Source organism: Streptomyces sp. A3M-1-3 (assembly GCF_024213665.1).
GTDB lineage: Bacteria > Actinomycetota > Actinomycetes > Streptomycetales > Streptomycetaceae > Streptomyces.
Window position 1 is genome coordinate 212,928 of record NZ_JANAVP010000002.1, and the last position, 23,626, is coordinate 236,553.

Annotated in this window: 21 protein-coding genes and 2 pseudogenes; 7 read left to right on the forward strand and 16 right to left on the reverse strand. The window is 71.0% G+C overall.

Annotated elements, in window-relative coordinates; genetic code table 11:
* Window positions 1–4 precede the first annotated feature (4 nt).
* The 4 genes from NLX86_RS02940 to argC are packed head-to-tail and all read right to left on the reverse strand — an operon-like array spanning window position 5 to window position 4,348.
* Entirely contained in the window at window positions 5–1,213 is a 1,209-nt protein-coding gene (locus tag NLX86_RS02940; protein ID WP_254369960.1) for an acetylornithine transaminase, read from the reverse strand.
* On the reverse strand, window positions 1,210–2,172 hold the full coding sequence (gene argB, locus NLX86_RS02945; RefSeq protein ID WP_254369961.1) for an acetylglutamate kinase: 963 nt from the start codon (window positions 2,170–2,172) through the stop codon (window positions 1,210–1,212). The genes NLX86_RS02940 and argB overlap by 4 nt, the downstream gene beginning before the upstream one ends.
* Window positions 2,169–3,323, reverse strand: coding sequence for a bifunctional glutamate N-acetyltransferase/amino-acid acetyltransferase ArgJ (gene argJ / locus NLX86_RS02950; protein WP_254369962.1), 1,155 nt, complete (start codon window positions 3,321–3,323; stop codon window positions 2,169–2,171). The genes argB and argJ overlap by 4 nt, the downstream gene beginning before the upstream one ends.
* Window positions 3,320–4,348 (reverse strand): N-acetyl-gamma-glutamyl-phosphate reductase, encoded by a 1,029-nt coding sequence (gene argC / locus NLX86_RS02955; protein ID WP_254369963.1) that lies wholly within the window; start codon window positions 4,346–4,348, stop codon window positions 3,320–3,322. Before argC ends, argJ begins: the two co-directional genes overlap by 4 nt.
* A 324-nt stretch (window positions 4,349–4,672) precedes the next feature.
* Between argC and NLX86_RS02960 the strand changes: the two genes are divergently transcribed.
* Window positions 4,673–5,716, forward strand: a complete 1,044-nt coding sequence (locus NLX86_RS02960) for a PP2C family protein-serine/threonine phosphatase (protein ID WP_254369964.1) — start codon at window positions 4,673–4,675, stop codon at window positions 5,714–5,716.
* Between the two features lie 346 nt (window positions 5,717–6,062).
* On the opposite strand, the gene rox is transcribed toward NLX86_RS02960, so the two are convergent.
* The 4 genes and pseudogenes from rox to NLX86_RS02980 form a co-directional block, all read right to left on the reverse strand.
* Window positions 6,063–7,490 (reverse strand): rifampin monooxygenase, encoded by a 1,428-nt coding sequence (gene rox, locus NLX86_RS02965; protein WP_254369965.1) that lies wholly within the window; start codon window positions 7,488–7,490, stop codon window positions 6,063–6,065.
* 24 nt (window positions 7,491–7,514) lie between these two features.
* Window positions 7,515–7,646: pseudogene (locus NLX86_RS02970) on the reverse strand (glycosyltransferase); the annotation flags it as partial.
* Window positions 7,647–8,210: 564 nt separating this feature from the next.
* Window positions 8,211–9,401, reverse strand: coding sequence for an MFS transporter (locus NLX86_RS02975; protein ID WP_254369966.1), 1,191 nt, complete (start codon window positions 9,399–9,401; stop codon window positions 8,211–8,213).
* 221 nt (window positions 9,402–9,622) lie between these two features.
* Complete coding sequence (locus NLX86_RS02980) at window positions 9,623–10,027, reverse strand: DUF5997 family protein (RefSeq protein ID WP_254369967.1); 405 nt, start codon at window positions 10,025–10,027, stop codon at window positions 9,623–9,625.
* Between the two features lie 58 nt (window positions 10,028–10,085).
* On the opposite strand from NLX86_RS02980, the gene NLX86_RS02985 reads away from it, so the two are divergent.
* The 3 genes and pseudogenes from NLX86_RS02985 to NLX86_RS02995 all read left to right on the forward strand — a co-directional run.
* Entirely contained in the window at window positions 10,086–10,844 is a 759-nt protein-coding gene (locus NLX86_RS02985) for a LysR substrate-binding domain-containing protein (RefSeq protein ID WP_254369968.1), read from the forward strand.
* Between the two features lie 365 nt (window positions 10,845–11,209).
* Entirely contained in the window at window positions 11,210–13,429 is a 2,220-nt protein-coding gene (locus NLX86_RS02990; protein WP_254369969.1) for an NADP-dependent isocitrate dehydrogenase, read from the forward strand.
* Window positions 13,430–13,542: 113 nt separating this feature from the next.
* Window positions 13,543–13,798: pseudogene (locus tag NLX86_RS02995) on the forward strand (DUF664 domain-containing protein); the annotation flags it as partial.
* A gap of 14 nt (window positions 13,799–13,812) precedes the next feature.
* On the opposite strand, the gene NLX86_RS03000 reads toward NLX86_RS02995, so the two are convergent.
* From NLX86_RS03000 to NLX86_RS03015, 4 genes are all read right to left on the reverse strand, one after another.
* Window positions 13,813–13,986 carry a hypothetical protein gene (locus tag NLX86_RS03000; RefSeq protein ID WP_254369970.1) on the reverse strand — a complete coding sequence of 58 codons (174 nt, stop codon included), beginning with the start codon at window positions 13,984–13,986 and terminating at the stop codon, window positions 13,813–13,815.
* Window positions 13,987–14,194: 208 nt separating this feature from the next.
* Entirely contained in the window at window positions 14,195–14,773 is a 579-nt protein-coding gene (locus tag NLX86_RS03005; protein WP_254369971.1) for a histidine phosphatase family protein, read from the reverse strand.
* Between the two features lie 51 nt (window positions 14,774–14,824).
* The gene (locus tag NLX86_RS03010; protein WP_254369972.1) at window positions 14,825–15,256 is read right to left on the reverse strand and encodes a GNAT family N-acetyltransferase; all 432 of its coding nucleotides are present in this window, start codon (window positions 15,254–15,256) and stop codon (window positions 14,825–14,827) included.
* Entirely contained in the window at window positions 15,253–16,707 is a 1,455-nt protein-coding gene (locus NLX86_RS03015) for a PLP-dependent aminotransferase family protein (protein ID WP_254369973.1), read from the reverse strand. The genes NLX86_RS03010 and NLX86_RS03015 overlap by 4 nt, the downstream gene beginning before the upstream one ends.
* On the opposite strand from NLX86_RS03015, the gene NLX86_RS03020 reads away from it, so the two are divergent.
* Together NLX86_RS03020 and NLX86_RS03025 are read left to right on the forward strand one after the other, a co-directional pair.
* Complete coding sequence (locus NLX86_RS03020; protein ID WP_254369974.1) at window positions 16,706–17,656, forward strand: DMT family transporter; 951 nt, start codon at window positions 16,706–16,708, stop codon at window positions 17,654–17,656. The two genes, NLX86_RS03015 and NLX86_RS03020, sit on opposite strands and share 2 nt — an antisense overlap.
* 72 nt (window positions 17,657–17,728) lie before the next feature.
* Complete coding sequence (locus tag NLX86_RS03025) at window positions 17,729–17,932, forward strand: DUF1918 domain-containing protein (RefSeq protein WP_254369975.1); 204 nt, start codon at window positions 17,729–17,731, stop codon at window positions 17,930–17,932.
* Between the two features lies 1 nt (window position 17,933).
* Here NLX86_RS03025 and NLX86_RS03030 read toward each other — a convergent pair whose 3' ends face one another.
* Entirely contained in the window at window positions 17,934–19,175 is a 1,242-nt protein-coding gene (locus tag NLX86_RS03030; protein ID WP_254369976.1) for a glycoside hydrolase family 10 protein, read from the reverse strand.
* Window positions 19,176–19,332: 157 nt separating this feature from the next.
* Between NLX86_RS03030 and NLX86_RS03035 the strand changes: the two genes are divergently transcribed.
* Complete coding sequence (locus NLX86_RS03035; protein WP_254370086.1) at window positions 19,333–20,193, forward strand: 3-hydroxybutyryl-CoA dehydrogenase; 861 nt, start codon at window positions 19,333–19,335, stop codon at window positions 20,191–20,193.
* Here NLX86_RS03035 and NLX86_RS03040 read toward each other — a convergent pair.
* From NLX86_RS03040 to NLX86_RS03050, 3 genes are all read right to left on the reverse strand, one after another.
* Entirely contained in the window at window positions 20,190–20,738 is a 549-nt protein-coding gene (locus NLX86_RS03040; RefSeq protein WP_254369977.1) for an NUDIX hydrolase, read from the reverse strand. The two genes, NLX86_RS03035 and NLX86_RS03040, sit on opposite strands and share 4 nt — an antisense overlap.
* Before the next feature lie 51 nt (window positions 20,739–20,789).
* Window positions 20,790–22,130, reverse strand: coding sequence for a transcriptional regulator (locus NLX86_RS03045; RefSeq protein WP_254369978.1), 1,341 nt, complete (start codon window positions 22,128–22,130; stop codon window positions 20,790–20,792).
* A 256-nt stretch (window positions 22,131–22,386) separates the two neighbouring features.
* Complete coding sequence (locus tag NLX86_RS03050; protein WP_254369979.1) at window positions 22,387–23,451, reverse strand: PP2C family protein-serine/threonine phosphatase; 1,065 nt, start codon at window positions 23,449–23,451, stop codon at window positions 22,387–22,389.
* Window positions 23,452–23,626: the final 175 nt, after the last annotated feature.

Below are 23,626 nucleotides of genomic sequence, written 5' to 3' on the forward strand. Positions count from 1 at the left end.
CGTCTCATTCTCCGGATCGTCCGTCCCCGTAGGCAACGCCGAGAACGCCGGGCAGGGCCCGGAGGAACGCGTCCACCTCGTCGTCGCCGATGATCAGCGGGGGCATCAGCCGTACGACATCGGGGGCGGGCGCGTTCACCAGGAAACCGGCGTCCTGAGCCGCCTGCTGCACCTGCGGCGCGAGGGACTCGGTGAGCACGATACCCAGGAGCAGTCCCGCTCCGCGGACATGGGAGACCAGCGGGTGGCCGTTCGCGCCGCCGATGCCCTCGATTCCGGTGCGGAGCTTCTCGCCGGTCCGCTTGACCTGGTCGAGGAGTCCGTCCGCCGCGAGGGTGTCGAGTACGGCCAACCCGGCCGCGCACGCGACCGGGTTTCCGCCGAACGTCGTGCCGTGCTGGCCGGGCTGCAGCAGCTCGGCTGCCGGGCCGAAGGCGACGGTCGCACCGATCGGCAGCCCGCCGCCCAGGCCCTTGGCGAGGGTGATGATGTCGGGCTCGGCGCCCTCGTGGGCCTGGTACTCGAACCAGTGGCCGGTCCGGCCGATGCCGGTCTGCACCTCGTCGAGAACGAGCAGCGTGCCGGTCGCCCGGGTGATCTCACGGGCGGCCTGCAGATAGCCCTTGGGCGGGACGACAACGCCGTTCTCGCCCTGGATGGGCTCGATGATCAGCAGCGCGGTGTCCTCGGTGACCGCGGCGCGCAGCGCCTCGATGTCTCCGTACGGGACATGGGTGACGTCGCCGGGCAGCGGCAGGAAGGGCTGCTGCTTCTTGGGCTGTCCGGTGAGCGCGAGGGCGCCCATCGTCCGGCCGTGGAAGCCTCCTTCAGTGGAGACCATGTGGCTGCGGCCGGTGAGCCGGCCGATCTTGAAGGCGGCTTCGACGGCCTCCGCGCCGGAGTTGCAGAAGAAGACCCTGCCCGGCCGGCCGGAGAGCTGGATCAGCCGTTCGGCGAGCGCTACGGGCGGCTCGGCGACGTACAGGTTGGAGATGTGGCCGAGCGAGGCGATCTGCGCCGATACGGCCTGGACGACGGCGGGGTGGGCGTGGCCGAGCGCGTTGACGGCGATGCCGCCGACGAAGTCGGTGTACTCGGTGCCGTCCGCGTCCCAGACCTTGGTGCCCTCGCCGCGCACGAGGGACAGCTTCGGCGTGCCGTAGTTGTCCGTCATCACGCCCTGCCAGCGCTGCGTGAGTTCCTGGTTGCTCATGATTCCCCCTGTTCCGGTCCCTGTCCCAGTCCCTGTCCCGGTCCCTGCGCGTCGGGCACGACCATCGTGCCGATACCTTCGTCCGTGAAGATCTCCAGCAGGATCGCGTGCTGGACCCGGCCGTCGATCACGCGGGCGGTGTGGACCCCGTTACGGACGGCGTGCAGGCAGCCCTCCATCTTGGGAACCATCCCGCTGGACAGCTCGGGCAGCAGCTTCTCCAGTTCGCTCGCCGTGAGCTGGCTGATCACCTCGTCGCTGCTGGGCCAGTCCGCGTACAGGCCCTCCACGTCAGTGAGCACCATCAGCGTCTCGGCGTTCAGCGCGGCGGCCAGGGCGGCCGCGGCGGTGTCCGCGTTGACGTTGTAGACGTGTCCGTCGTCGGCGCTGCGGGCGATGGAGGAGATGACGGGGATACGGCCGTCCTCCAGCAGCGCCTCGATGGCACCGGTGTCGATCGCGGTGATCTCGCCGACCCGGCCGATGTCGACCAGTTCGCCATCGATCTCGGGCCGGTGCTGGGTCGCGGTGATCGTGTGCGCGTCCTCGCCGGTCATGCCGACCGCGAGCGGGCCGTGCTGGTTGAGGAGCCCCACCAGCTCGCGCTGGACCTGGCCGGCCAGGACCATCCGTACGACGTCCATCGCCTCCGGGGTGGTGACCCGCAGGCCGGCCTTGAACTCGCTGACCAGGCCGTGCTTGTCGAGCTGGGCGCTGATCTGCGGGCCGCCGCCGTGTACGACGACCGGCTTGAGGCCGGCGTGGCGCAGGAAGACGACGTCCTGGGCGAAGGCCGCCTTCAGGTCCTCGTCGATCATGGCGTTGCCGCCGAACTTGATGACGACGGTCTTGCCGTTGTGGCGGGTCAGCCAGGGCAGCGCCTCGATGAGGATCTGCGCCTTCGGCAGTGCGGTGTGCTTGCGTGGGGGTACCCCCGGCCGGAGGTTGGGGGAGCTCATGAGCTGTACGCGCTGTTCTCGTGGACGTAGTCCGCGGTCAGGTCGTTGCCCCAGATCACGGCGGACTCGCTGCCGGCGGACAGGTCGGCGGTGATCTTCACCTCGCGGTAGCGCATGTCGACCAGGTCCCGGTCCTCGCCGACCGAACCGTTCTTGCAGACCCAGATGCCGTTGATCGCGACATTGAGCTGGTCGGGGTCGAAGGCGGCCCTGGTCGTGCCGATGGCGGAGAGCACCCGGCCCCAGTTGGGGTCCTCGCCGTGGATGGCGCACTTGAGGAGGTTGTTCCGGGCGATGGACCGTCCGACCTCGACGGCGTCGTCCTCGGTGGCCGCGTTGACGACCTCGATGCGGATGTCCTTGCTTGCGCCCTCGGCGTCGCCGATGAGCTGGCGGGCGAGGTCGTCACAGACCGTACGTACCGCCTCGGCGAAGTCGGCGTACGCGGGCGTCACGCCGCAGGCGCCGGAGGCGAGCAGCAGCACGGTGTCGTTGGTGGACGTGCAGCCGTCGGAGTCGACCCGGTCGAAGGTGGTGCGGGTGGCGGCGCGCAGCGCCTGGTCCAGGGTCTCGGCGTCCAGGTCGGCGTCGGTGGTCAGGACCGCGAGCATGGTGGCCAGGCCCGGGGCCAGCATGCCCGCGCCCTTGGCCATGCCGCCGACGGTCCAGCCGTCCTGACCCGACACGGCCGTCTTGTGCACGGTGTCGGTGGTCTTGATGGCGATTGCGGCCTTCTCGCCGCCGTGCGGGGAGAGTTCGTTGGCGGCCTTCTCGATGCCGGGCAGGAGCTTGTCCATCGGCAGGTTGACGCCGATGAGCCCGGTGGAGGCGACGGCGACCTCGCCGGCGCTGTGGCCGTCGAGTACGCCGGCGACCTTCTCGGCGGTGGCGTGGGTGTCCTGGAAGCCCTGGGGGCCAGTACAGGCGTTGGCGCCACCGGAGTTGAGGACGACGGCGCTGACGGTGCCGCCCTTGACGACCTGCTCGGACCAGAGGACCGGGGCGGCCTTGACGCGGTTGGAGGTGAAGACGCCCGCGGCGGCCAGACGGGGCCCGTTGTTGACCACAAGGGCCAGGTCCGGGTTGCCGCTCTCGTTGATCCCGGCGGCGATGCCCGCCGCCGTGAATCCCTGTGCTGCCGTGACACTCACGGTGCGACTCCGATCGTGGAAAGTCCGGTGTCCTCGGGCAGTCCGAGGGCGATGTTCATGCTCTGCACCGCGCCGCCGGCGGTGCCCTTGGTGAGGTTGTCGATGGCGCTGATCGCGATGACGCGGCCGGCCGATTCGTCGTACGCGACCTGGATGTGTACGGCGTTGGAGCCGTAGACGGAGGCGGTCGCGGGCCACTGCCCCTCGGGGAGCAGGTGGACGAACGGTTCGTCCTGGAGCGCCTTCTCGTACCCGGTGCGTACGGATTCGGCGGTGGCGCCCGGCCTCGCCTTCGCGCTGCACGTGGCGAGGATGCCGCGCGCCATCGGGGCGAGGGTCGGGGTGAAGGAGACGCAGACCGGCCCCCCCGCCGCCGCGCTCAGGTTCTGGATCATCTCGGGGGTGTGCCGGTGGCCGCCGCCGACGCCGTACGGGGTCATCGAGCCCATCACCTCGGAGCCGAGCAGGTGCGGCTTGAGCGCCCTGCCCGCGCCGGAGGTGCCGGTCGCGGCGACGATCACCGCCTCCGGCTCGGCGAGCCCCGCCGCGTACGCCGGGAACAGCGCGAGCGAGACGGCGGTCGGGTAGCAGCCGGGCACCGCGACGCGCTTGGCCCCCTCCAGCGCGGCGCGGCCGCCCGGCAGCTCGGGAAGGCCGTAGGGCCAGGTCCCGGCGTGCGCGGAGCCGTAGAACCGCTCCCAGTCGGCCGCGTCCTTCAGCCGGAAGTCTGCGCCCATGTCGACGACGAGCACCTCGTCTCCGAGCTGCTCCGCGACGGCCGCGGACTGGCCGTGCGGCAGCGCGAGAAACACGACGTCGTGGCCGGCCAGCACCTCGGCGGTGGTCGGCTCGAGCACACGGTCCGCGAGTGGCAGCAGGTGGGGTTGCAGCGCGCCGAGCTTCTGACCTGCGTTGGAGCTGCCGGTCAGGGCGCCGATCCGGACCCCGGAGTGGGCGAGCAGCAGGCGCAGAAGTTCTCCCCCCGCATACCCGCTCGCCCCGGCCACTGCTACACGTACCGTCATCGAACCCTCCTCGTCGATGGCATGACTATACGTATCGCCGCACGTTTATGCAAAGCCGGACAGGCGTGCGGGCGCCGCTGTGATGTGACTGGGCGCTTCAGTCGGCGGATGAGCGTCTTAGTTGGCGGGCGTAGCACCGCAGGGGCGCCGCTGCCACCGGGTTCCTGGGAGGCCGCAACAGCTTCCGCGAGGCAGGCTGTTCCCATGGGGTCAAATCCTCGCCCACCTGTTCGGCCGGGAGCGTCCTCTCGACCAGGAGTGGGCGGTCACGGCGAGGTCCTGTTCACACTGGCGCAGTGTGCCCCCTACGCGATCTTGCTGGGCGTGCTGGGCATCGAGCTCTCGCCCGCACACGATCTGGTCACCGGTCCCGTCCTCACCACGACGCCGGCGCTGGCCGCGCTGACGATGGGCCCGATGGGCACGCTGTCCGCGGCAGCCCTCGCTGTGGGTGTGAACGTGACCTCCGCGACCTACAACCAGTCGTGGGGAACCCAGACCCAGCTGATCATCGGCAACTTCCTGGGGCTGATCGTGGTGTCCGTGGCCAGTGTCATCCTGAGTAACGCGGTGCGCACGCGTAGACAGAGCGAGCTCGACCAAGTTCGCCAGATCGCAGTGGCGGCTCAGGAGGTCGTCCTGCGGCCTGTCCCCGAGCTCCTGGGCCCGGTACGGGCGGCCAGCCTGTGCCTCGCGGCCGGGACAGGGGCACAGATAGGCGGCGATCTGTACGAGGCCATGCAGACGCGCTACGGCGTCCGGCTGATCGTGGGGGACGTCCGGGGAAAAGGGCTGTCCGCCATTCGCGCGGTCGCGGTGGCATTGGGCGCGTTCCGGGAGGCCGTTCACTATGAGGAGGAACTGCGGGAGGTCGTGGACCGCTGCGCGGCTGCGCTGCGGCGAGAGGCCGCCGTACCGGGTACGTACTCTCAGGAGAAACTCCCTGAAGTTCTGCTGGAGGGATTCACCACCGCGCTCATCGCCCAGGTGCCGGACGAACAGGTGGTGCACCTGGTCAACCGTGGCCATCCGCCTCCGCTGGTTCTCCACCAGGGCAAGGTTCGGGCCCTGATGCCCGCCTCGCCACTGCCGCCGCTCGGTCTCGAAGACCTCGTCAACGGTCCTCCCGCCAAGCCCGAGAGCTACCCGTTCCTGCCCGGCGACCGCCTGCTGCTCTACACCGACGGCGTCACCGAAGCCCGCAACCGCGACAACGACTTCCTCCCTCTGCCGGAGACCATGGAGCAGATACCCGCCGGCACCTCCCCACAGGAGTTCCTGGACGAACTGCACCAGGCATTGATCCGCCACACCGAGGGCCGCTTGACGGACGACGTGGCGATGATCCTCATCGACCGGCTCGCATGAAGAAGCCGGCAAGCAGGTCAGCGCAGCCAGCTGCCTCCTCAAGTGACAGTCCGCGTTGGCCACCTCCCGCAGTTCGATGATGGGATCCACCTCTCTGACGTGGAGGGCCAGCGGCGCGCTGGGCTTCGTCACACCCTGAGCGCGGTGACTGGCGAAACCCGCCAACTGGAGTGCTCAGTCACATGTGACTGAGTGCTTCAGTCGGCCCTTCAGCGCTTGAGTTGGCCCCGCTGAGCACCGTGGTTGGCCCGGCCTGGTGGCGCGGCACTCAGCGGGAGGTACGGCACCGGACCGCGCCGAACTCGGCCGGAGACAGGTCACATCCTTTCCAACCGCAACTGCGCGCTCAGCCGACGGCAGCGCCGAACCACTTGGGCAGCTGGCTGAGCAGATCCTGCTGATCTTCACCGACCCACGCCACGTGGCCGTCCGGCCGCAGCAGCGCCGCGGGCGCGTCCAGTTCCTCGCTGACGTCGACGACGTGGTCGACCCGATCTGCCCAACCTGCCACCGTGAGCCGGCCGGTCTGGTCGAGCAGTAGTCCGCGGCCGCCGTGCATCAGCTCGTAGAGGCGACCCTGCTTCAGCTTCACGTCCCGCAGCCGCCGGCCGAGCAGTTCGTGGCCCTCGCCGAAGTCGTAGCGGACCCCGACCGCGGTGATGATCCCGGTCACGTACCGGTTCACCTCCTCGAAGTCCATCAGCTTCGAGAACAGCTCCCGCAGCGCGGTCGCACCCGGATCGGTCCCCAGCAGCGTGATCTGCGCGCGGGTGTTGTCCAGCACGCGGGCGCCCACCGGGTGCCGTTCGGCGTGGTAGCTGTCCAGCAGCCCCTCCGGCGCCCAGCCGTTGACCGCGGCGGCCAGCTTCCAGCCGAGGTTGAACGCGTCCTGCACGCCGAGGTTGAGCCCCTGCCCGCCGGTCGGCGGGTGGATGTGCGCCGCGTCGCCGGCCAGCAGCACCCGGCCGACCCGGTAGCGCTCGGCCTGCCGGGTGGCGTCGCCGAACCGGGACAGCCAGCGCGGCGAGTGCACGCCGAAGTCGGTGCCCGCGAACGCCCGCAGCTGCTGCTTGAACTCCTCCAGGGTCGGCGCGGTCGCACGGTCCTCGGCCACTTTGTCGGCGGGCACGACGATGCGGTACGTCCCGTCCTCGTTGGGGATGGTACCGAACCGCAGTTGGGTCTTGCGGACCTCCGCGACGACGGCGTCAACCGTCGCCGGATCCTCGGTCATCTCCATATCGCCCAGCAGCGTCTCGACCTTGGCGGGCTCGCCGGGGAAACCGACGCCGAGCCGCTTGCGCACCGCACTGCGGGCGCCGTCGCACCCGACGAGGTAGCGCGAGCGCAGGTGCCTGCCGTCCGCCAGCTCGACGGTCACCCCGTCCTCGTCCTGGCTCAGCCCGACCACTTCGCAGCCGCGCCGGATCTCGGCACCGAGTTCGAGCGCACGCTCATTGAGCAGCCGCTCGGTGACCGGCTGCGGGGTGGCGAGGCCGTACGGGTGCGCCGTGTCCAACCGGTCCGGCCACGGCTTGACGATGCCGCCGAAGAGACCGCCGACCTGGAACTTCTCACTGACCGCGAGGAACCGGTCCAGCAGACCGCGCTGGTCCATCATCTCGACGCTGCGCGCGTGCAGGCCGCGCCCGCGGGACTGCTCGGTCGGCTCGGCCAACTTCTCCAGCACCACCACGTGCACTCCGGCCAGCCGCAACTCGCCGGCCAGCATCAAGCCGGTCGGTCCGCCGCCGACCACGATCACGTCAATCATGAAAACCCCCATTTAACGATGTTGAATTTCAGCCAGCCGCTCCGCACAGTCCGGCGGCGCGCACGCCCGCACCTCCGCGCCGAGTCCCCGCAACCGCACCGCGAGTCCCACCGGCGGTTCGACGTCCCCGCGTGACCCATACGTCGACAACAGCACACGTACTTCGCGAATCTCTGATTTACGCAGGTTCTGGCCTCGGCCGACGATTCTGCGGCACGACCCGGGTCTTGCCGCAAGCCCCCCGGTGCGCTATACGTTGAGCGTGGCAAGGAGTGGGTACTCTCCTTGCCCTTTGTCGTGCGCTGTGGACGGACAAGCTCCTCCCGAAGCGGTGACGCGCCGCGTACGGCGATGCCGGCGGTCCAGGAGGACCTCCCCCGGGCCTGCGGACGCAGCCGCGGAACGAGAGGTTCTTCACCCTCTTCAGCAAGGCTGGCTCGAACGCCGTCGAGAGCGCGGCCGTTCTCATGCAGTTCGTCGCCGCGCGCACGAGCGCTGGGCGGAGCTCGCCAAACGCATGCACGACACCGAGCGCGTCGGCGACGACACCACTTAAGGTCCGGGTGCCGTTAACGAACCACCTATTCGTTTTCGGCGTCCTCGGCGCATGATCGCCATCATGCCGGGCCAACCTGGCGCTCAGCAGGGCCAACTCAAGCGCTAGAGGGCCAACTGAAGCGCTAAGTCACAGCCGTCCGGGGTCACCGCGTCCGTACGCGCTTACGCCCTGGCCCGTACCGGCCGCCGGAGCAGGTAGACGGCCGCGGTCGAGACCAGGACGGCCATGCACGCGATGAACACCAGCCCCGCACCCTCCAGGCCGATCGGACCCGCCAGTACCCCCACACCGATCACCGGCACCGAGATACCCGCGTAGGCCACCACGAACAGCGTCGAGATCACCGCCGCGCGCCGGTCCGCGGGAGACGCCTCGGCCACCGCGGACAGCGCCCCGCGAAACGCCAGCCCCTGCCCGCCCCCGCCGACGAGCGCGCTCAGCACCACCAGCGGCAGCAGGTCCCACCGCAGCGCGCCCGCGAGCAGCGCCAGCCCGGCGAGGAGCCCGGCGCAGCCCAGCGGCAGCGATCGCCCCAACCCGACCCGGCCGACCGCCAGCTGCCCGGCGGTCGAGGCGAAGAAGGCCAGTGCGACGACCAGCCCGCTCACGGCGTGGTTGTCCACGTCCAGGGACTGCGCAAGGAACGCCGGGCTGACCGACGTGAACACCCCGAACAGTGCGAACCCCACGAACGAGGCGATCGCCGCAGGCCCGAACACCGCCCGCACCTGCGTGGGCAGGCCGGGCCGCTGCGGCCGTACGGTGCTCAGCGGCCGCAGCTCCCGTACGGTCTCCGGAAGCCGCAGCAGGACGGCGGCCGAGCCGGCCACCAGTGCGAGGTGCACGGCGAACGGCAGGTACAGCGGCCAGGCGGCGTACTGCGCGAGCACTCCGGCGAGCAGCGGACCGCAGCCCAGCCCGCCCATGTTGGCGGCCGTCGCCACGAACGTGGCCCGGGAGGAGCCGCCGTACGGTGCCAACTCCATCACGTACGCCGTGGCGGCCCCGGTGAACAGGCCGGCGGACAGTCCCGACAGCAGCCGCCCCACATACAGCCAGCCCAGCCCGGTGGCGCACAGGAAGCAGACGGCGCTCGCCGCCGCGAATCCCAGGCCCGACATCAGCACCGGCCGCCTGCCCACGGCGTCGGAGGCGTTGCCCGCCAGCAGCAGCACGCCGATGACCCCGAAGGCGTACACGGCGTACACGACGGTCACCGTCAGCTCGGAGAACCCGAACTTCTCCTGGTAGAGGCCGTAGAGGGGGGTCGGCAGCGTGGTGCCGGCCATACACACGGAGAACACCGCCCCGCTGAGCAAACACTGGCGCCACCCTGGGCGATCACCGTCCACGCCGCCGACGGTAAACCCGCGCGCCGCCCCGGACCGGCCCGGCGTGCCCGGCGGTACTGGGGTTCGCGGCCTGAGCCCCGGCTCGGCCCTCCCCGAAGGGCGGGCCCCCGGCCGGCAGTACGCTCATCCGCACCGAGCCGCTCGCCGACAACCGGCCGTTCCAGATCGGCTGCTTCGCCGAATGGCGAAGGCCCCTCCGCGGAGGGGCCTTCGCCATTCGGTCAGGACCGCGGTCGACGGGGTTGATCGCCTCGCGCCGCGTTCTTCTCCTTGATGCGCACCGCTTCCTTCCGGACCTCGGCCTGGGTGGCGCGTTCCTTCTGCAGCCACTCGGGACTGTCCCGCTTCAACGCGTCGATCTGCTCCGTGGTGAGGGCGTCCGTGACTCCGCCACGCGCGAGACCTGCGATGGAGATGCCCAGCTTCGCCGCGACCACCGGCCGGGGATGCGGGCCGTTGCGTCGCAGCTCCTGCAGCCACTCGGGCGGATCGGCCTGCAGCGCACTCAGCTCGGTGCGCGAGACGACACCCTCCTGGAACTCGGCGGGGGTGGCCTCGAGGTACACACCCAGCTTCTTTGCCGCGGTCGCGGGCTTCATCGTCTGGGCGGTCTGGTGCGACGTCATGGTGTCAAGAGTATCGAGCGTGTGCGCTACCTCCGACCAGGGCCGGTAACCTGGCGGAGTGACAGGCTCGGATGTACCTCCCTCGTTCCGGCTCGCGTATGTCCCGGGTGTGACGCCGACCAAGTGGGTGCGGATCTGGAACGAGCGGCTGCCCGAAGTTCCACTGACCCTCACCGCGGTCTCCGCCGCCGAAGCCTCCGACATGTTGCGGGGTGGCGGCGCCGACGCGGGTTTCGTGCGATTGCCGATCGACCGGACGGAGCTCAGCGCGATCCCCCTCTACACCGAGACGACGGTGGTCGTGGTCCCGAAAGACCACGTCGTGGCGGCGGTCGACGAGGTATCCGCTGAGGATCTTGCCGACGACATCGTGCTGCATCCCCTCGACGACACCCTCGAATGGGAGCGTCGGCCGGGACGGCCCGCGAACGTGCGCCCGGCCACGACTGCGGACGCCGTCGAACTGGTGGCGGCAGGAGTGGGACTACTCGTCGTCCCGCAGTCACTCGCCCGCCTGCACCACCGCAAGGACCTCACGTATCGGCCGGTCTCGGACGCGCCCGAGTCGCGCATCGCGCTGTCGTGGCCGCAGGACGAAACCACGGATCTGGTGGAGCAGTTCATCGGGATCGTCCGCGGGCGGACCGTCAACAGCTCACGGGGTCGCCCGACCCCGGCACAGCCGAAGAGCAAGCGCCCCGATACACGCGGCGCACGGCGGACGCCCGCAGCCGGCAAGTCGACCGGCAAGAGCCCACGGAGCGGTTCCGGCGGCCCCAAGGGCGGCAAGCGCGGCAAGCCTCGCCGTCGGTCGTAGCCCGGCCTCGCACATACGTGGGAGCCCAGGCTCGCAGGTCGTGACCAGCAGGTCGATGACATCTGCGGGCGCGCTGGGACCGTCGGGCAGCTCGACACCGAGCGCGCGCACGATCTCCTCGACCGAAGCGCGGGCGGGAACCCGGCGATCGGGCAGGCTCGCCGACCAGCGGACGGCGTGGCCGTATGCCTTTTGGAACGCTGTCTCGCGCGCGTCCATACCTCGGACTACGAGACGGTTGCCGCCGCCGCGCAAGTCACCGATCTGATGTCCAAGGGCTCGGTCACAAGGGCCCTGTCGAGAGTGGGGGGATGACGAGATATCTTGATGTCGAGCAATGTTGCAGACGTGGAGCGGAGCACCCGGTGACTGACTCGACCATCATCTATACGCACACCGACGAGGCGCCGGCCCTGGCGACCTATTCGTTCCTGCCTGTGGTCGAGGCGTATGCCTCGACGGCCGGGGTCACTGTGGAGAGCCGTGACATCTCGCTGGCCGGGCGGATCATCGCCGGCTTCCCAGAGCGCCTCGAGGAGAGCCAGCGGATCGATGACGCGCTCGCCGAGCTCGGTGAGCTGGCAAAGACTCCCGGGGCGAACATCATCAAGCTGCCGAACATCTCGGCCTCGATTCCGCAGCTGAAGGCGGCGATCGCCGAGCTGCAGCAGCAGGGCTACGCGCTGCCGGACTACCCGGACGACCCGAAGACCGACGGGGACTGGGATGTCCGCGCGCGCTACGACAAGGTCAAGGGCAGCGCCGTCAACCCTGTGCTGCGCGAGGGCAACTCCGACCGCCGGGCCCCCGCCTCGGTGAAGAACTACGCCAAGGCGCACCCGCACCGGATGGGCGCGTGGACGTCCGACTCGAAGACGAACGTCGCGCACATGACGGCCGACGACTTCCGCTCCACCGAGAAGTCAGTGGTCATCGCCAAGGCCGGCACCCTGCGTATCGAACTGGCGGGGGACGACGGCAGCACCACCGTCCTGCGTGAGTCGGTGCCCGTGCTCGCGGGCGAGGTCGTGGACGCGTCGGTGATGCGGGTGGCGGTGCTGCGTGAGTTCCTCACCGCACAGGTTGCCCGCGCCAAGGCCGAGGGCGTGCTGTTCTCGGTGCACCTGAAGGCCACGATGATGAAGGTCTCCGACCCGATCGTCTTCGGCCACGTGGTGCGGGCCTTCTTCCCGAAGACGTTCGCCGCGCACGGCGAGGCGCTCGCCGCGGCCGGCCTGACCCCGAACGACGGACTCGGCGGCATCCTCAAGGGCCTGGAGTCGCTGCCCGAGGGCGCGGAGATCAAGGCGTCCTTCGAGGCCGAGCTGGCTGACGGTCCCGCGCTGGCGATGGTCGACTCCGACCGGGGCATCACCAATCTCCACGTTCCGAGCGATGTCATCGTCGATGCCTCCATGCCGGCCATGATCCGCACCTCCGGTCACATGTGGGGCCCGGACGGCCAGGAGGCCGACACCCTCGCGGTCATCCCCGACAGCAGCTACGCCGGCATCTACCAGGTCGTCATCGACGACTGCCGCGCGAACGGCGCCTACGACCCGTCGACGATGGGCTCGGTGCCGAACGTCGGCCTGATGGCACAGAAGGCCGAGGAGTACGGCAGCCACGACAAGACCTTCGAGATTCCCACCACGGGCACGGTGCGGGTCGTCGACGGCGGCGGCAACGTCGTGCTCGAGCACGCCGTGAGCGCCGGCGACGTGTGGCGCATGTGCCAGACCAAGGACCTGCCGATCCAGGACTGGGTCAAGCTCGCCGTCACCCGCGCCCGCGCGACCGGCGACCCGGCGGTGTTCTGGCTCGACGAGGGCCGGGCACACGACGCCAGCCTGATCGCGAAGGTGAAGACCTACCTCGCCGAGCACGACACCGACGGGCTGCAGATCGAGATCATGGCGCCGGCCGAGGCGATCGCGTTCTCCCTCGAGCGCATCCGCCGGGGCGAGGACACGATCTCGGTCACCGGCAACGTGCTGCGCGACTACCTGACCGACCTGTTCCCGATCCTCGAGCTCGGCACGAGCGCGAAGATGCTCTCCGTCGTCCCGCTCATGAACGGTGGCGGACTGTTCGAGACGGGTGCCGGCGGCTCCGCGCCGAAGCACGTCCAGCAGCTCGTCAAGGAGAACTACCTGCGCTGGGACAGCCTGGGCGAGTTCCTCGCCCTCGCGGTCAGCTTCGAGCACCTCGCGCAGACCACCGGCAACGCGCGCGCCCAGGTCCTCGCCGACACCCTCGACCGCGCGACGGGCACGTTCCTCAACGAGGACAAGTCGCCGAGCCGCAAGCTGGGTGGCATCGACAACCGTGGCAGCCACTTCTACCTTTCGCTCTACTGGGCGCAGGAGCTGGCGAAGCAGACCGACGACGCTCAGCTCGCGAAGGCGTTCGACGCCCTCGCCAAGACACTGTCGCAGCAGGAGCAGACCATCGTCGACGAGCTGATCGCGGTGCAGGGCTCGCCGGCCGAGATCGGCGGCTACTACCAGCCTGACGTGTCCAAGGCCGCGGCCGTCATGCGTCCGTCGGCGACCTTCAACCAGGCGCTCGCGACCCTCGGCTGACCCGGGAGCCACAGTTGATCCGCCCCGGCCGGCAGCCCTGCCGGCCGGGGCGGTCCTGTCTGCGCTGGCGCACGCCCGCCTCGGCAGCGCTGAGCAGTGGAAGGGAATCAGCAGTGAGCGTCCAGCGGATCGGCCCGCCCCTGATCGCGGGAGAGCGGGAGATGCTGCGCGCCTTCCTCGACTAACCGCGCGAGGCTGGCGATGAAGACCGGGGCTCTCCTGGTACGGCACATGGCCGAGGTGGAGCGCGCATGGTTCCGCCGGGTGATCAACGGGGAGGACATCCCGCTCGGATGGTCGGACGAGGGCGACTTCCAGGTGGCGTACGACGCGAGCTCGGCCATCCGGTCGGAGGCCTTCGACGGCTGGTAGACGGAGGTCGCTCAGGCGCGGCGGATCGAGGAGGCGGCCGAGTCGCTGGACGTGACCGGCTGCCGGCTCCCGTCGCGGTCGGCGGCGTCGGCGGCGTCGGCGTCGGCGTCGGCGTCGGCGTCGGCGTCGGCGATACGCTCCCACAAGGCGCGCAGCAGGGCGGCCGTGTCGTCCGCTTCCGGCAAGTCGGCGGCGGTTGCGATACGGGTGGCCGCCGGGGCGAGTTCGCGCGCCGCACGACCGGCTTGGCCGTGCAGGCGGCCTGCACGACACTGCGCAGGAACAGCACGGTGGCGGTGACGGCCCACGAGGGTTCGGTCGGCCCGTTGGGCCTGGGGCCCCGCAGGCCGGCCCGTGGCCGTCGCCTTCGTAGGGGCGTGATCGTAAGGCCGCTTAGAGGGCCGCCGACTCCAGTCGCAGGCTCCAGCGTCCCGACCACCCCGCCAGGGTGACCGTTGACAGCGGGCGGACGTCGACGTTCCAGTACGTCGACGGGGACGCTTTCAGGGCGTACACCAGGGCCGCCCGGACGACCGAGGGCTCGGCCACGGCGACGATCGTGCCGCCGTCGTCGGCCGGGCGGGTGTCCAGCCAGCCGCCGATCCGGGAGATGAAGGCCAGCAGCGACTCACCTCCGTGCGGCGCCGAGCGCGGGTCGGCGAGCCAGGCGTCGACCGCCTCCGGCTCATGGGCCGTGACCTCGCCCAGGGTCAGGCCGCGCCAGCGGCCCATGTCGCACTCGCGCAGCGCCGGCTGGGCCATGGGCGCGAAACCGAGTGCCTGGCCGGTGGCGCGGCTGCGTGGGGTGGGCGAGCAGTACCGCAGCTCCGCCGCGCCGAGCGAGATCAGCCCGTGCGCGGCGAGCTGCACCTCGTGCCAGCCGGCCTGGTCGAGCGGCCGGTCGTCGTCGAATCGCTCGGCCAGCAGCGCGGCGCTGCGGGCTGCGGCGATCAGCGTGACCCGAACATGCATGCGGCGATCGTGAGGCCGTTCAGCCCCGCAGGTCAAGAAGGAACTCAGGAGTCACAGAAGACTCAGGGCCATCCACTTCTCGGGGTCGTCGATCCGCTGGAAACCGATCTTCTCGTAGACGCCGTGCGCGTCGTCCGTCGCGAGCAGCATGCGGCGCAGTCCGGCGGGGGCGAAATGGTCCCGGACCGCGGTGACGAGTGCGGTGCCGAGACCCCTGCCGCGGGCGGCCGGGGCGACGTACACATCGCACAGCCACGCGAAGATCGCGTGATCGGTGACGACCCGGGCGTACGCCAGTTGGGCGCACGAGGCCGCGTCGTACAGGCCGAAGTTGACCGAGGCGGCGACCGCGGCGTCGTGCTTCTCCCGGGGGCGGCCGAGCGCCCAGTACGCGTCGGTGGAGAGCCAGTGGTGGACGAGGTCGGTGTCCAGCCGGTCCGGGTCGGTGGAGATGTCGTAGTCCTGGGTCACGGTGTCGTTCATGAGGGGAAGCTTGCGGGCCGCAGGGTTTGCGTACAAGCGATTTGCAGCCGGCGCACTCCTTCGGCGATTTCCGCCGACCCGGCCACCGCCGCGAAGCTCAGCCGCAGATGTCCGGCCGGCGGTTCCGCGCTGAAGTACGGCCGGCCGGGGGCGACGGCGACTCCCGCCCGCAGCGCGCCCGCGACGACGGCCGCCTCGTCTGAGCCGTCGGGGAGGCGCACCCACAGGTGGTGGCCGCCGGACGGGATGCGCGGCAGGGTGAGCGCGGGGATCGCCGGCCGCAGCGCGGCGGCCAGCGCGTCGCGGCGGTTCTTCAGCTCTGCGGCGACCGTGCGCAGATGTCGGCTCCAGGCGGGCGATCCGACGAGTTCGAGGGCGGCCTCCTGAAGCGGGCGGGGGACGAAGAAGCTGTCGACGACCTGGATGGAGCGCAGCCGTTCCAGCACGGGGCCACGAGCCGCGAGCGCCCCCACCCGCAGGCTCGGCGAGGTGGCCTTGGTGAGCGAGCAGACGTGCACGACGACTCCGTCGGGGTCGTCGGCGGCCAGCGGCCGGGGCAGCGGGCCCGCGTCCTCGTGTGCCAGCCGGCGCGCGAAGTCGTCCTCGACGACGAAGGCGCCGGCTTCGCGGGCGATCCGCACCACCTCGGCGCGGCGGTCGGCGGCGAGCACGGCACCCGTCGGGTTCTGGAAGAGCGGCTGGCATACGAAGAGCCGGGCGCCGGTGGCCCGGAAGGCGGCGGCCAGCAGGTCCGTACGTACGCCGTCGGCGTCGGCCGGGACCGGTACCGGCCGCAGGCCCGAGGCGCGGGCGATCGCCAGCATTCCGGGGTAGGTGGGGGATTCGACGAGGACGGGCGCTCCGGGCGGGGCCAGCGCGCGCAGCGCGGTGGTCAGCGCGCTCTGGCCGCCGGCGGTGACCAGCACTTCGGCGGCGGTGACCGTGCCGCCGATCTCGCGGGCGAACCATTCGCGCAGCTCGGGGAGGCCGTCGACGGGCGGTCGCCCCCAGGCGCCGGGCCGGCGGCCGGCCCGGGCGAGGGCGGCGGCCATCGCACGCTCGGGCTGGAGCGACGGATGCAGGTAGCCGCCGTTGAACTCGATCACCCCGGTGGGCGGGGCGGCCAGGGTGACCAGCAGTCCGGCCGCTTCGACCGCGCGCGGGACCCGCTCCTCGGCCGCGTCGGCGCTGAGGGTGACCTCCTGCCAGGAGGTGTCTCCGGTGGCGGGGACGTCCGTACGGGGCTGCGCCCGGAAGGCACCGGCGCCGGGGCGGGTGACCACCAGGCCCTCGGCGGCGAGCTGGGCCAGCGCCCGGGAGACGGTCACGGGGCTCACCCGGTAGCGCTCCACCAGGGCTCGACTCGACGGCAGCTTTCCACCCGGAGAGTAGCGGTTCAGCTCGCTCCGCAGCGAACTCGCCAGTTGCACGACACTGCTACGCTCATACATGACAGCACAGGATAGCGCTACTCCCACCAACCCGATAGCAGTCGGCAGCGGATCCCGCAGCAACGGACCCCGCAGCGGCCCCCTCCCGAGTGGAACCCGCAAGAGTGGAACCCTTCTCGCCGGACTGGGTGTGGTCGCCTTCTCGCTCACGTTCCCCTCCACCGCCTGGGGGCTGGAGAGCTTCGGCCCGTGGTCGCTCGTCGCCGTACGCAGCCTGCTCGCCGCACTCCTCGCGGGCGGCTTTCTGCTGGCCTTGCGCGTCCCGGTCCCCGACCGGCGGCACTGGGCCGGCCTCGCGGTCGTCGGCGGCGGGGTGGTCGTGGGCTTCCCGCTGCTGACCACCCTCGCGCTCACCACCTCCACCACCTCGCACGCGGCAGTGGTCGTCGGCCTGCTGCCGCTGACGACGGCCGCCTTCTCGGCGGTACGCACCGGGGCCCGCCCCTCCCGTACGTTCTGGCTGGCCGCCGTGGCCGGGGCCGGCGTGGTCATCGGCTTCACCGTCCAGCAGAGCGGAGGCGCGCTCTCGGCCGGCGACGGGTACCTGTTCGGCGCGCTTCTGGTCTGCGCCGCCGGATACACCGAGGGCGGCAGGCTCGCGCGGGTGATGCCCGGCTGGCAGGTCATCGGCTGGGCGCTGATTCTCTGCCTGCCGCTCGCGCTGGCCGGCGCGGTGGCGGCCCTGTCGTTCGAGCCGGTGCGGCTGTCGGCCCAGGGCATCGTGGGGCTGCTGTGGCTGGCCGGATCGACCTTCTTCGGCCTGTACGTCTGGTACCGGGGCATGGCGGAGATCGGCGTGGTCCGGGCCAGCCAGCTCCAGCTCGCCCAGCCGCTGCTGACCCTCGTCTGGTCGGTACTGCTGCTGGGCGAATCCCTCTCCCCCGCCGCGCCGGTGGCCGCGGTCGCCGTACTGGTCTGCATCGCCGTTACGCAGCGAGCCCGAGGCTGACCATGATGCAGATCACACCAGCGGCCCTAGACTCGACCTGACGGCCGGTTTACGCACAGGGAGGACGTCTCGATGCATGCGGAAAAGGGCGACAAGCTGGTGGTGCACGGCAGGGTCGTGGGACAGCACGACCGCGTCGTGGAAATCGTCGAGGTCCTGGGGCCGGACGGCACGCCGCCGTTCAAGGTCCGCGCCGAGGACGGCCACGAGTCGATCATGTCCCCCGGGCCCGACTCGATGGTGAAGCACTACAAGGGCGCCGGCTTCGGCGAGTAGCTCAGCGCGACGGACCGGCCGGGGCCCGGTAGTGGTCGGCGACGACCCTGGCCATGGCCCCGATCCGGTCCGCCGCGACCTCCTTCGCTGAGAAGAAGGCGTGGCCGCCGACCTCCGGGTACCGCGCGCCCAGCGTGAGATGGCTGGAGAGTTCGGCCGGGTCCTGCCAGGCGGACGGCTGATTCGGGTCGCCCGCCTTGTAGAGCGCCTCGCCGATGTAGAGGCTGACTTCTGTGCCCCGCACGGTCTGGGACCACCACGGCAGCAGCTTGGCGTAGTCGGCGGCCGAGTGGCCGATGTGCCAGTAGAGCTGGGGCACGACGTAGTCGATCCAGCCCTCCTTGACCCATTTGCGGGTATCGGCGTACAGGGCGTCGTACGTCTGGAGACTGGCGGTGTCCGAACCCAGGGGATCCGTGGACACGTTCCGCCAGACCCCGAACGGGCTGATGCCGAAGCGGACGTCCTTGCGTACGTCCTTGACACGGCCGCAGGTTTCCAGGACCAGCAGGTCGGTGTTGTGGCGGCGCCAGGCGGCCCGGTCGGGAAAGTCGCCGCCGTGCAGGGCGTAGGCCTCGTCGTCGTCGAAGGTCTGGCCCGCGACCGGATACGGGTAGAAGTAGTCGTCCCAGTGGACCGCGTCGATCGCGTAGCGCCGGACGGCGTCGAGCATCGCGTCCTGGACAAAGCGCCTGACCTCCGGCAGCCCGGGGTTGTAGAAGAGCTTGCCGCCGTACCGGACGGCCCAGCCCTCGTTGACCCGGGCGGGATGCCAGTCGGCCAGCCGCGAGAGGTCGGTGTGGTTCGCGACCCGGTACGGGTTGAACCAGGCATGCAGTTCGAGACCCCGCCGATGCGCCTCGGTCACCGCCGTACCGAGAGGGTCCCAGCCGGGATCCACGCCCTGTTCGCCGGTGAGGCACTCGGCCCAGGGCTCGTACGGGGACGGCCAGAGCGAGTCGGCCGACGGCCGCACCTGGAGGATCACGGCGTTCAGCCGGCGGGCGACCGCTGTGTCGAGGTGCCCGAGCAGTTCGGCCCGCTGCTGATCGGCGCCGAGTCCGGCGCGGGAGGGCCAGTCCCGGTTCCCGATGCACGCCAGCCACATCGCGCGGAATGGGGGTGGGGCCGCGGCCTGCCGGGGCCGGGCCGCGGCGGCGTCTGCCGCCGTCATCAGACAGGACAGGGCCCCGGCCACGGCCACGATCAGTCCCCTTCGCCCTACGCATCGCGATTGCTTCATGTGACGCCCCCTGTTCGCACAGTGACGAGGACTCCTCTGCGGACAGCATGCCCGCCCCGGCCCGCCGCCCGCCCGGAGGCGCGGAGTAACGTCAAGGGCCGAGGCGGGCGCCGGAATCACACGGGGGACCCGCTGGATGATCAGCGAAAGGCACGATGTGACCGACATCGAACGCGTCGGAGTAGTGGGCTGCGGCCAGATGGGCGCGGGCATCGCGGAAGTCTGCGCCCGCAGCGGCCTGGACGTCAAGGTCGCCGAGACCACGGGCGAGGCCCTTGAGATCGGCCGGACCCGGCTGTACAACTCCCTCTCGAAGGCCGCCGAACGCGGCAAGATCACCGAGGAGGAGCGCGACGCGACGCTCGCCCGCCTCAGCTTCACCACCGACCTCGGGGAGTTCGCCGACCGCGACCTCGTGATCGAGGCCGTGGTCGAGAACGAGCAGGTCAAGACCGAGATCTTCCAGATCCTCGACCAGGTGGTGACCCGGCAGGACGCGATCCTCGCCTCGAACACCTCCTCCATCCCGCTGGTCAAGCTGGCGGTCGCGACCTCCCGCCCCGACCAGGTCATCGGCATCCACTTCTTCAACCCGGCCCCGGTGCAGAAGCTGGTCGAGCTGATCCCGGCGCTGACCACCGGCGAGGAGACGATCAAGCGCTCCGAGGCCCTGGTGCAGAACATGCTGGGCAAGCACGCGATCCGCGCCCAGGACCGCTCGGGCTTCGTCGTCAACGCCCTGCTGATCCCGTACCTCCTCTCCGCGATCCGGATGTTCGAGTCGGGCATCGCGAGCCGCGAGGACATCGACAACGGCATGGAGCTCGGCTGCGCCCACCCGATGGGTCCGCTGAAGCTCGCCGACCTGATCGGCCTGGACACGGTCGCCTCGGTCGCGGACTCGATGTACGCCGAGTTCAAGGAGCCGCTGTACGCCGCTCCGCCGCTGCTGCAGCGGATGGTCGACGCGGGGCGGCTGGGCCGCAAGACAGGCTCGGGCTTCTACCCGTACTCCTAGGCACCGGACAGCTCCTGGCTCAGCCGCAGATGGTGTAACAGCAGCAGGCCGGCCGCCATGTTGGCGGCCGGTATCTCGCCGCGGGCGACCATGTCGGGGACCAGTTTGAGCGGGACCCATTCGCGGCGGGACGACTCGAAGTCGTCCTGCGGATGGCCGGTGTACGTCGCCTCCTCGGACCAGAAGAGATGGTGGCGGGCGTCGGTGAGTCCGTTCGACGGCTCGACGGTCATGAGGTGGTGGAGCGGGCCGGGGCGCCAGCCCGTCTCCTCCTCCATCTCGCGGGCGGCCGCGGCCTCGATGTCCTCGCCGTCCTCCACGACGCCGGCGGCGAGCTCCCAGCCCCAGCTGTCGGTGATGAACCGGTGCCGCCAGAGCAGCAGTACCTCGTTGGCCTCGTTGACGGCCGTTGCCACGGCGACGGGGCGCAGCCTGATGAGGAAGTGGTCCAGGTGGCGGCCGTCGGGGAGTTCGACGTCCGCGAGGTTCACCCTGAACCAGCGGTTCTTATAAACAGTTTGTTCGCTCAGGTTCGTCCACTGCACAGTTCTGCCACCTTCCGACAAGTAGGTAGCAACATCGCAGCAGGTGCGCGCTCAGAGGGGAACGCGCAGCGCCCCGTCGATCAGTTCGGCCGTCTCACCGGCCCCGGCGCAGCCGCTGGCGACCAGCTCCTCGCGCACGGCGCGCAACCGGTCCCGGAGCCGCTGCGACTCCATCCCCCTGGCCCGTTCGGCCATTTCGGCCGCGGTCCGTACCGCACGGTCGGCCTCCCCCTGACGCAGTTCGATACGGGACAGCATGGCGAGCCGGTGGACCCGGCCCCGGTCGTGCGCCGGGCAGTCCACGGCCGCCGTCGCGTGCTCACGCGCGGCCGGCAGGTCCCCGAGGCTCAACAGGGCCTCGGCCACCTGCACATTGACCAGGCCGGGCTGTACGTAACCCGTCTCGTCCGGCTCGTGGTCGCGGCGGATCCGCTCCGCCGCCGCCTCCGCGTTCCGGATGCAGGACATCGCGCTGCCGCCGTCGCCGAGATGCGCGTACGCCTTGGCCTGCATCGCGTACAGGTCGCAGGCCAGCGCCGGGGTGATCTGCTGCCCCGCCGTCCGCAGCGCCGCCTCCGCGAAGGCCACCGCCTGCCGGTACTCGCGCATGAAGAGCGACTGGTTGACCAGCAGGGCGATGACGTACGCGCCGAGCCCCCGGTCGCCGCTCGCCTTCGCCAGCCGCAGCGCCTGGTGGAAGTAGCGCTGGGCCAGCCCGTGGGCGTCCGAGTCGTACGCACAGATGCCGGCCACCGCGACCAGTCCTCCCGTCGCCCGGTGCAGTTGACGGCCCATCCGGTCGGTGTAGCTGCCGCGCAGCAGCGGCGCCGTCTCCGCGTTGAGGAAGCCGACGATGCGCGAGCGCGTCGCGATGCCGCCGGCTCTGCGGTACATCAACTCGTAGTGCGCCCGGGCCGCGCGGAGCATCTCGATGTCCGCCATGCTCACGTGCGTCTGCCCGGACCGGGAGACGTCCACGTCCTCGGGCGGGTTCTCCCACTCCCATACGGGCATCACCGCGGGTGTCCCGGTGACGGCCGGGGCGCCGAGTACGTGCGGGCGCTGCTGCTCGTCCGAGCGCCACAGGGCGGTGGCGCGGTCGACGAACCCGTTCAGCGGCGAGCCGTGCGGCTCGGCCGGCCCGCCCGGGACGCCGAGGCCGATGTCGTCGAGGGTCACCGTGCGGTGCAGCCGGGCCGAGAGCACCTCGCAGATGAGGTCCGGTACCTGGCCGCGCGGCCGCTGGCCCTTGATCCAGCGGGCCACGGCCGTGTGTTCGTACCGCAGCGCGAGTCCTCTCGCCCGGCCCGCCTGGTTCACACGGGCAGCGAGGCCCGCCCGCGAGATGCCCGCCTCGTCGAGCAGGGCGTCGAGCAGGGTGTTGGGCTGCACGGGCCCCTCCGATGGCTCGGTGGCACCAGCGTAGTGGAGTGCGATTCGCACGGGGTGTGAACGCAATGCCCGCATAAATGCGCCGCGCGCTCTGCCGGGCCGGGGCGCGGACCGGTTGACTGAAACGCCTCGAAAGAGGTGGCCGGGCCGCCGGCTCCCCCTCGTACAGTGCGGCGGCCCGCTTCCGCGTCGTCTGTCCTGCTGTCTGCCCGACACTCCGCGGCAGGGCGGACGGCGCCCGTCAGGCCGTCGCTGTTCAGGCTCCATGGGGAGTCGGCGCCCGGCGCACCGCGGGCCCACCCGGCTGCGCGGGCACCCGGCGGCGGTCGTTGCGCAGGACCAGCAGGGCGACATCGTCGGCGAGCCGCCCTCCGGTGTGACGCAACAGCGCGGCGTGCACGTCTGCGACCAGGCCCGCAGGCGATACCGGGCCGAGAGCGGCCTCGGCCAGCGCGCCGCGCAACGGGAAATACTCCCCCGCCCGGTCGCGGGCGTCCTCGGCGCCGTCGGTGTGCAGGAACAGTGCCTCGCCCGGCAGCAACCGGGTGCGCAGCTGTACGGGAATGTCGTCCGGCAGGGGGAAGGCCCCCAGCGGCGGCAACGGGTCGGCGCCGGCCAGCACTTCGGCACTCCCCCGCAGCCGGTACGGCCACGGATGCCCGCAGTTCAGGGCCAGGACTTCGCCGTCCGGGCCGATCTCCAGCAGCAGTACGGTCACGAACTCCTCGGCGACCGGACTGTCCGGCTCCGCGCCGCCGGCCGCCGGATGCTCGGCGCGGGCCCGCTCCCGCAGATGCCGGTGCAGGGCCCGCTCCATCCGGCGCAGCACCCCCGGCAGACCGGGCTCGTCGTACGCGGCCTCGCGGAAGCTGCCGAGCACAGCGGCGACCGCGCCCAGCGCGTCGATCCCGTGCCCGCGGACGTCTCCGATGACGATACGGACGCCGTGCGGGGTGGCGACGGCCTCGTACAGGTCCCCGCCGACCGCCGCGCCACGGCTCGCGGAGAGCTGGCCCGCGGCGACGGCCAGCCCTTCGAGCCGGGCCGGCAGCGGACGCAGCAGGACCCGCTGCACCGCGCCGGAGATCTCCTGCGTGCGCCGCAACTCCCCCAGCAGACAGTGCCGAATGCACAGCGCGACCGCGGTGGCGATCAGCAGGAAGGCCACGCAGGTGGCGACCCGGGGCAGCAGCCGGTCGTGCACGGCCGGAGGGCAGGTCAGCTCCCAGGTGACGACTGCGGCGGCGCAGGCGAGGATGAACGTCCGGCGCACCCACGGCGCGTCCGCGCGAGGAGCGCGCCACGCCCTGATACGGATCATGCCGTCGGCCCCCTCGGTCCTGTTCGGCGGATCCCCCACGGCCCCCCGCGGCCGGATCGATTCTGTCGATCGTTCGTGCCCGTTCAGGTAAATCGTCTGCTTTTCTCACCCGAATGAGTGAGGTGGGGGTCCCCCCACGCCCGCAAGGGCGTAAGGGGCGCATTCGGTAGACCGA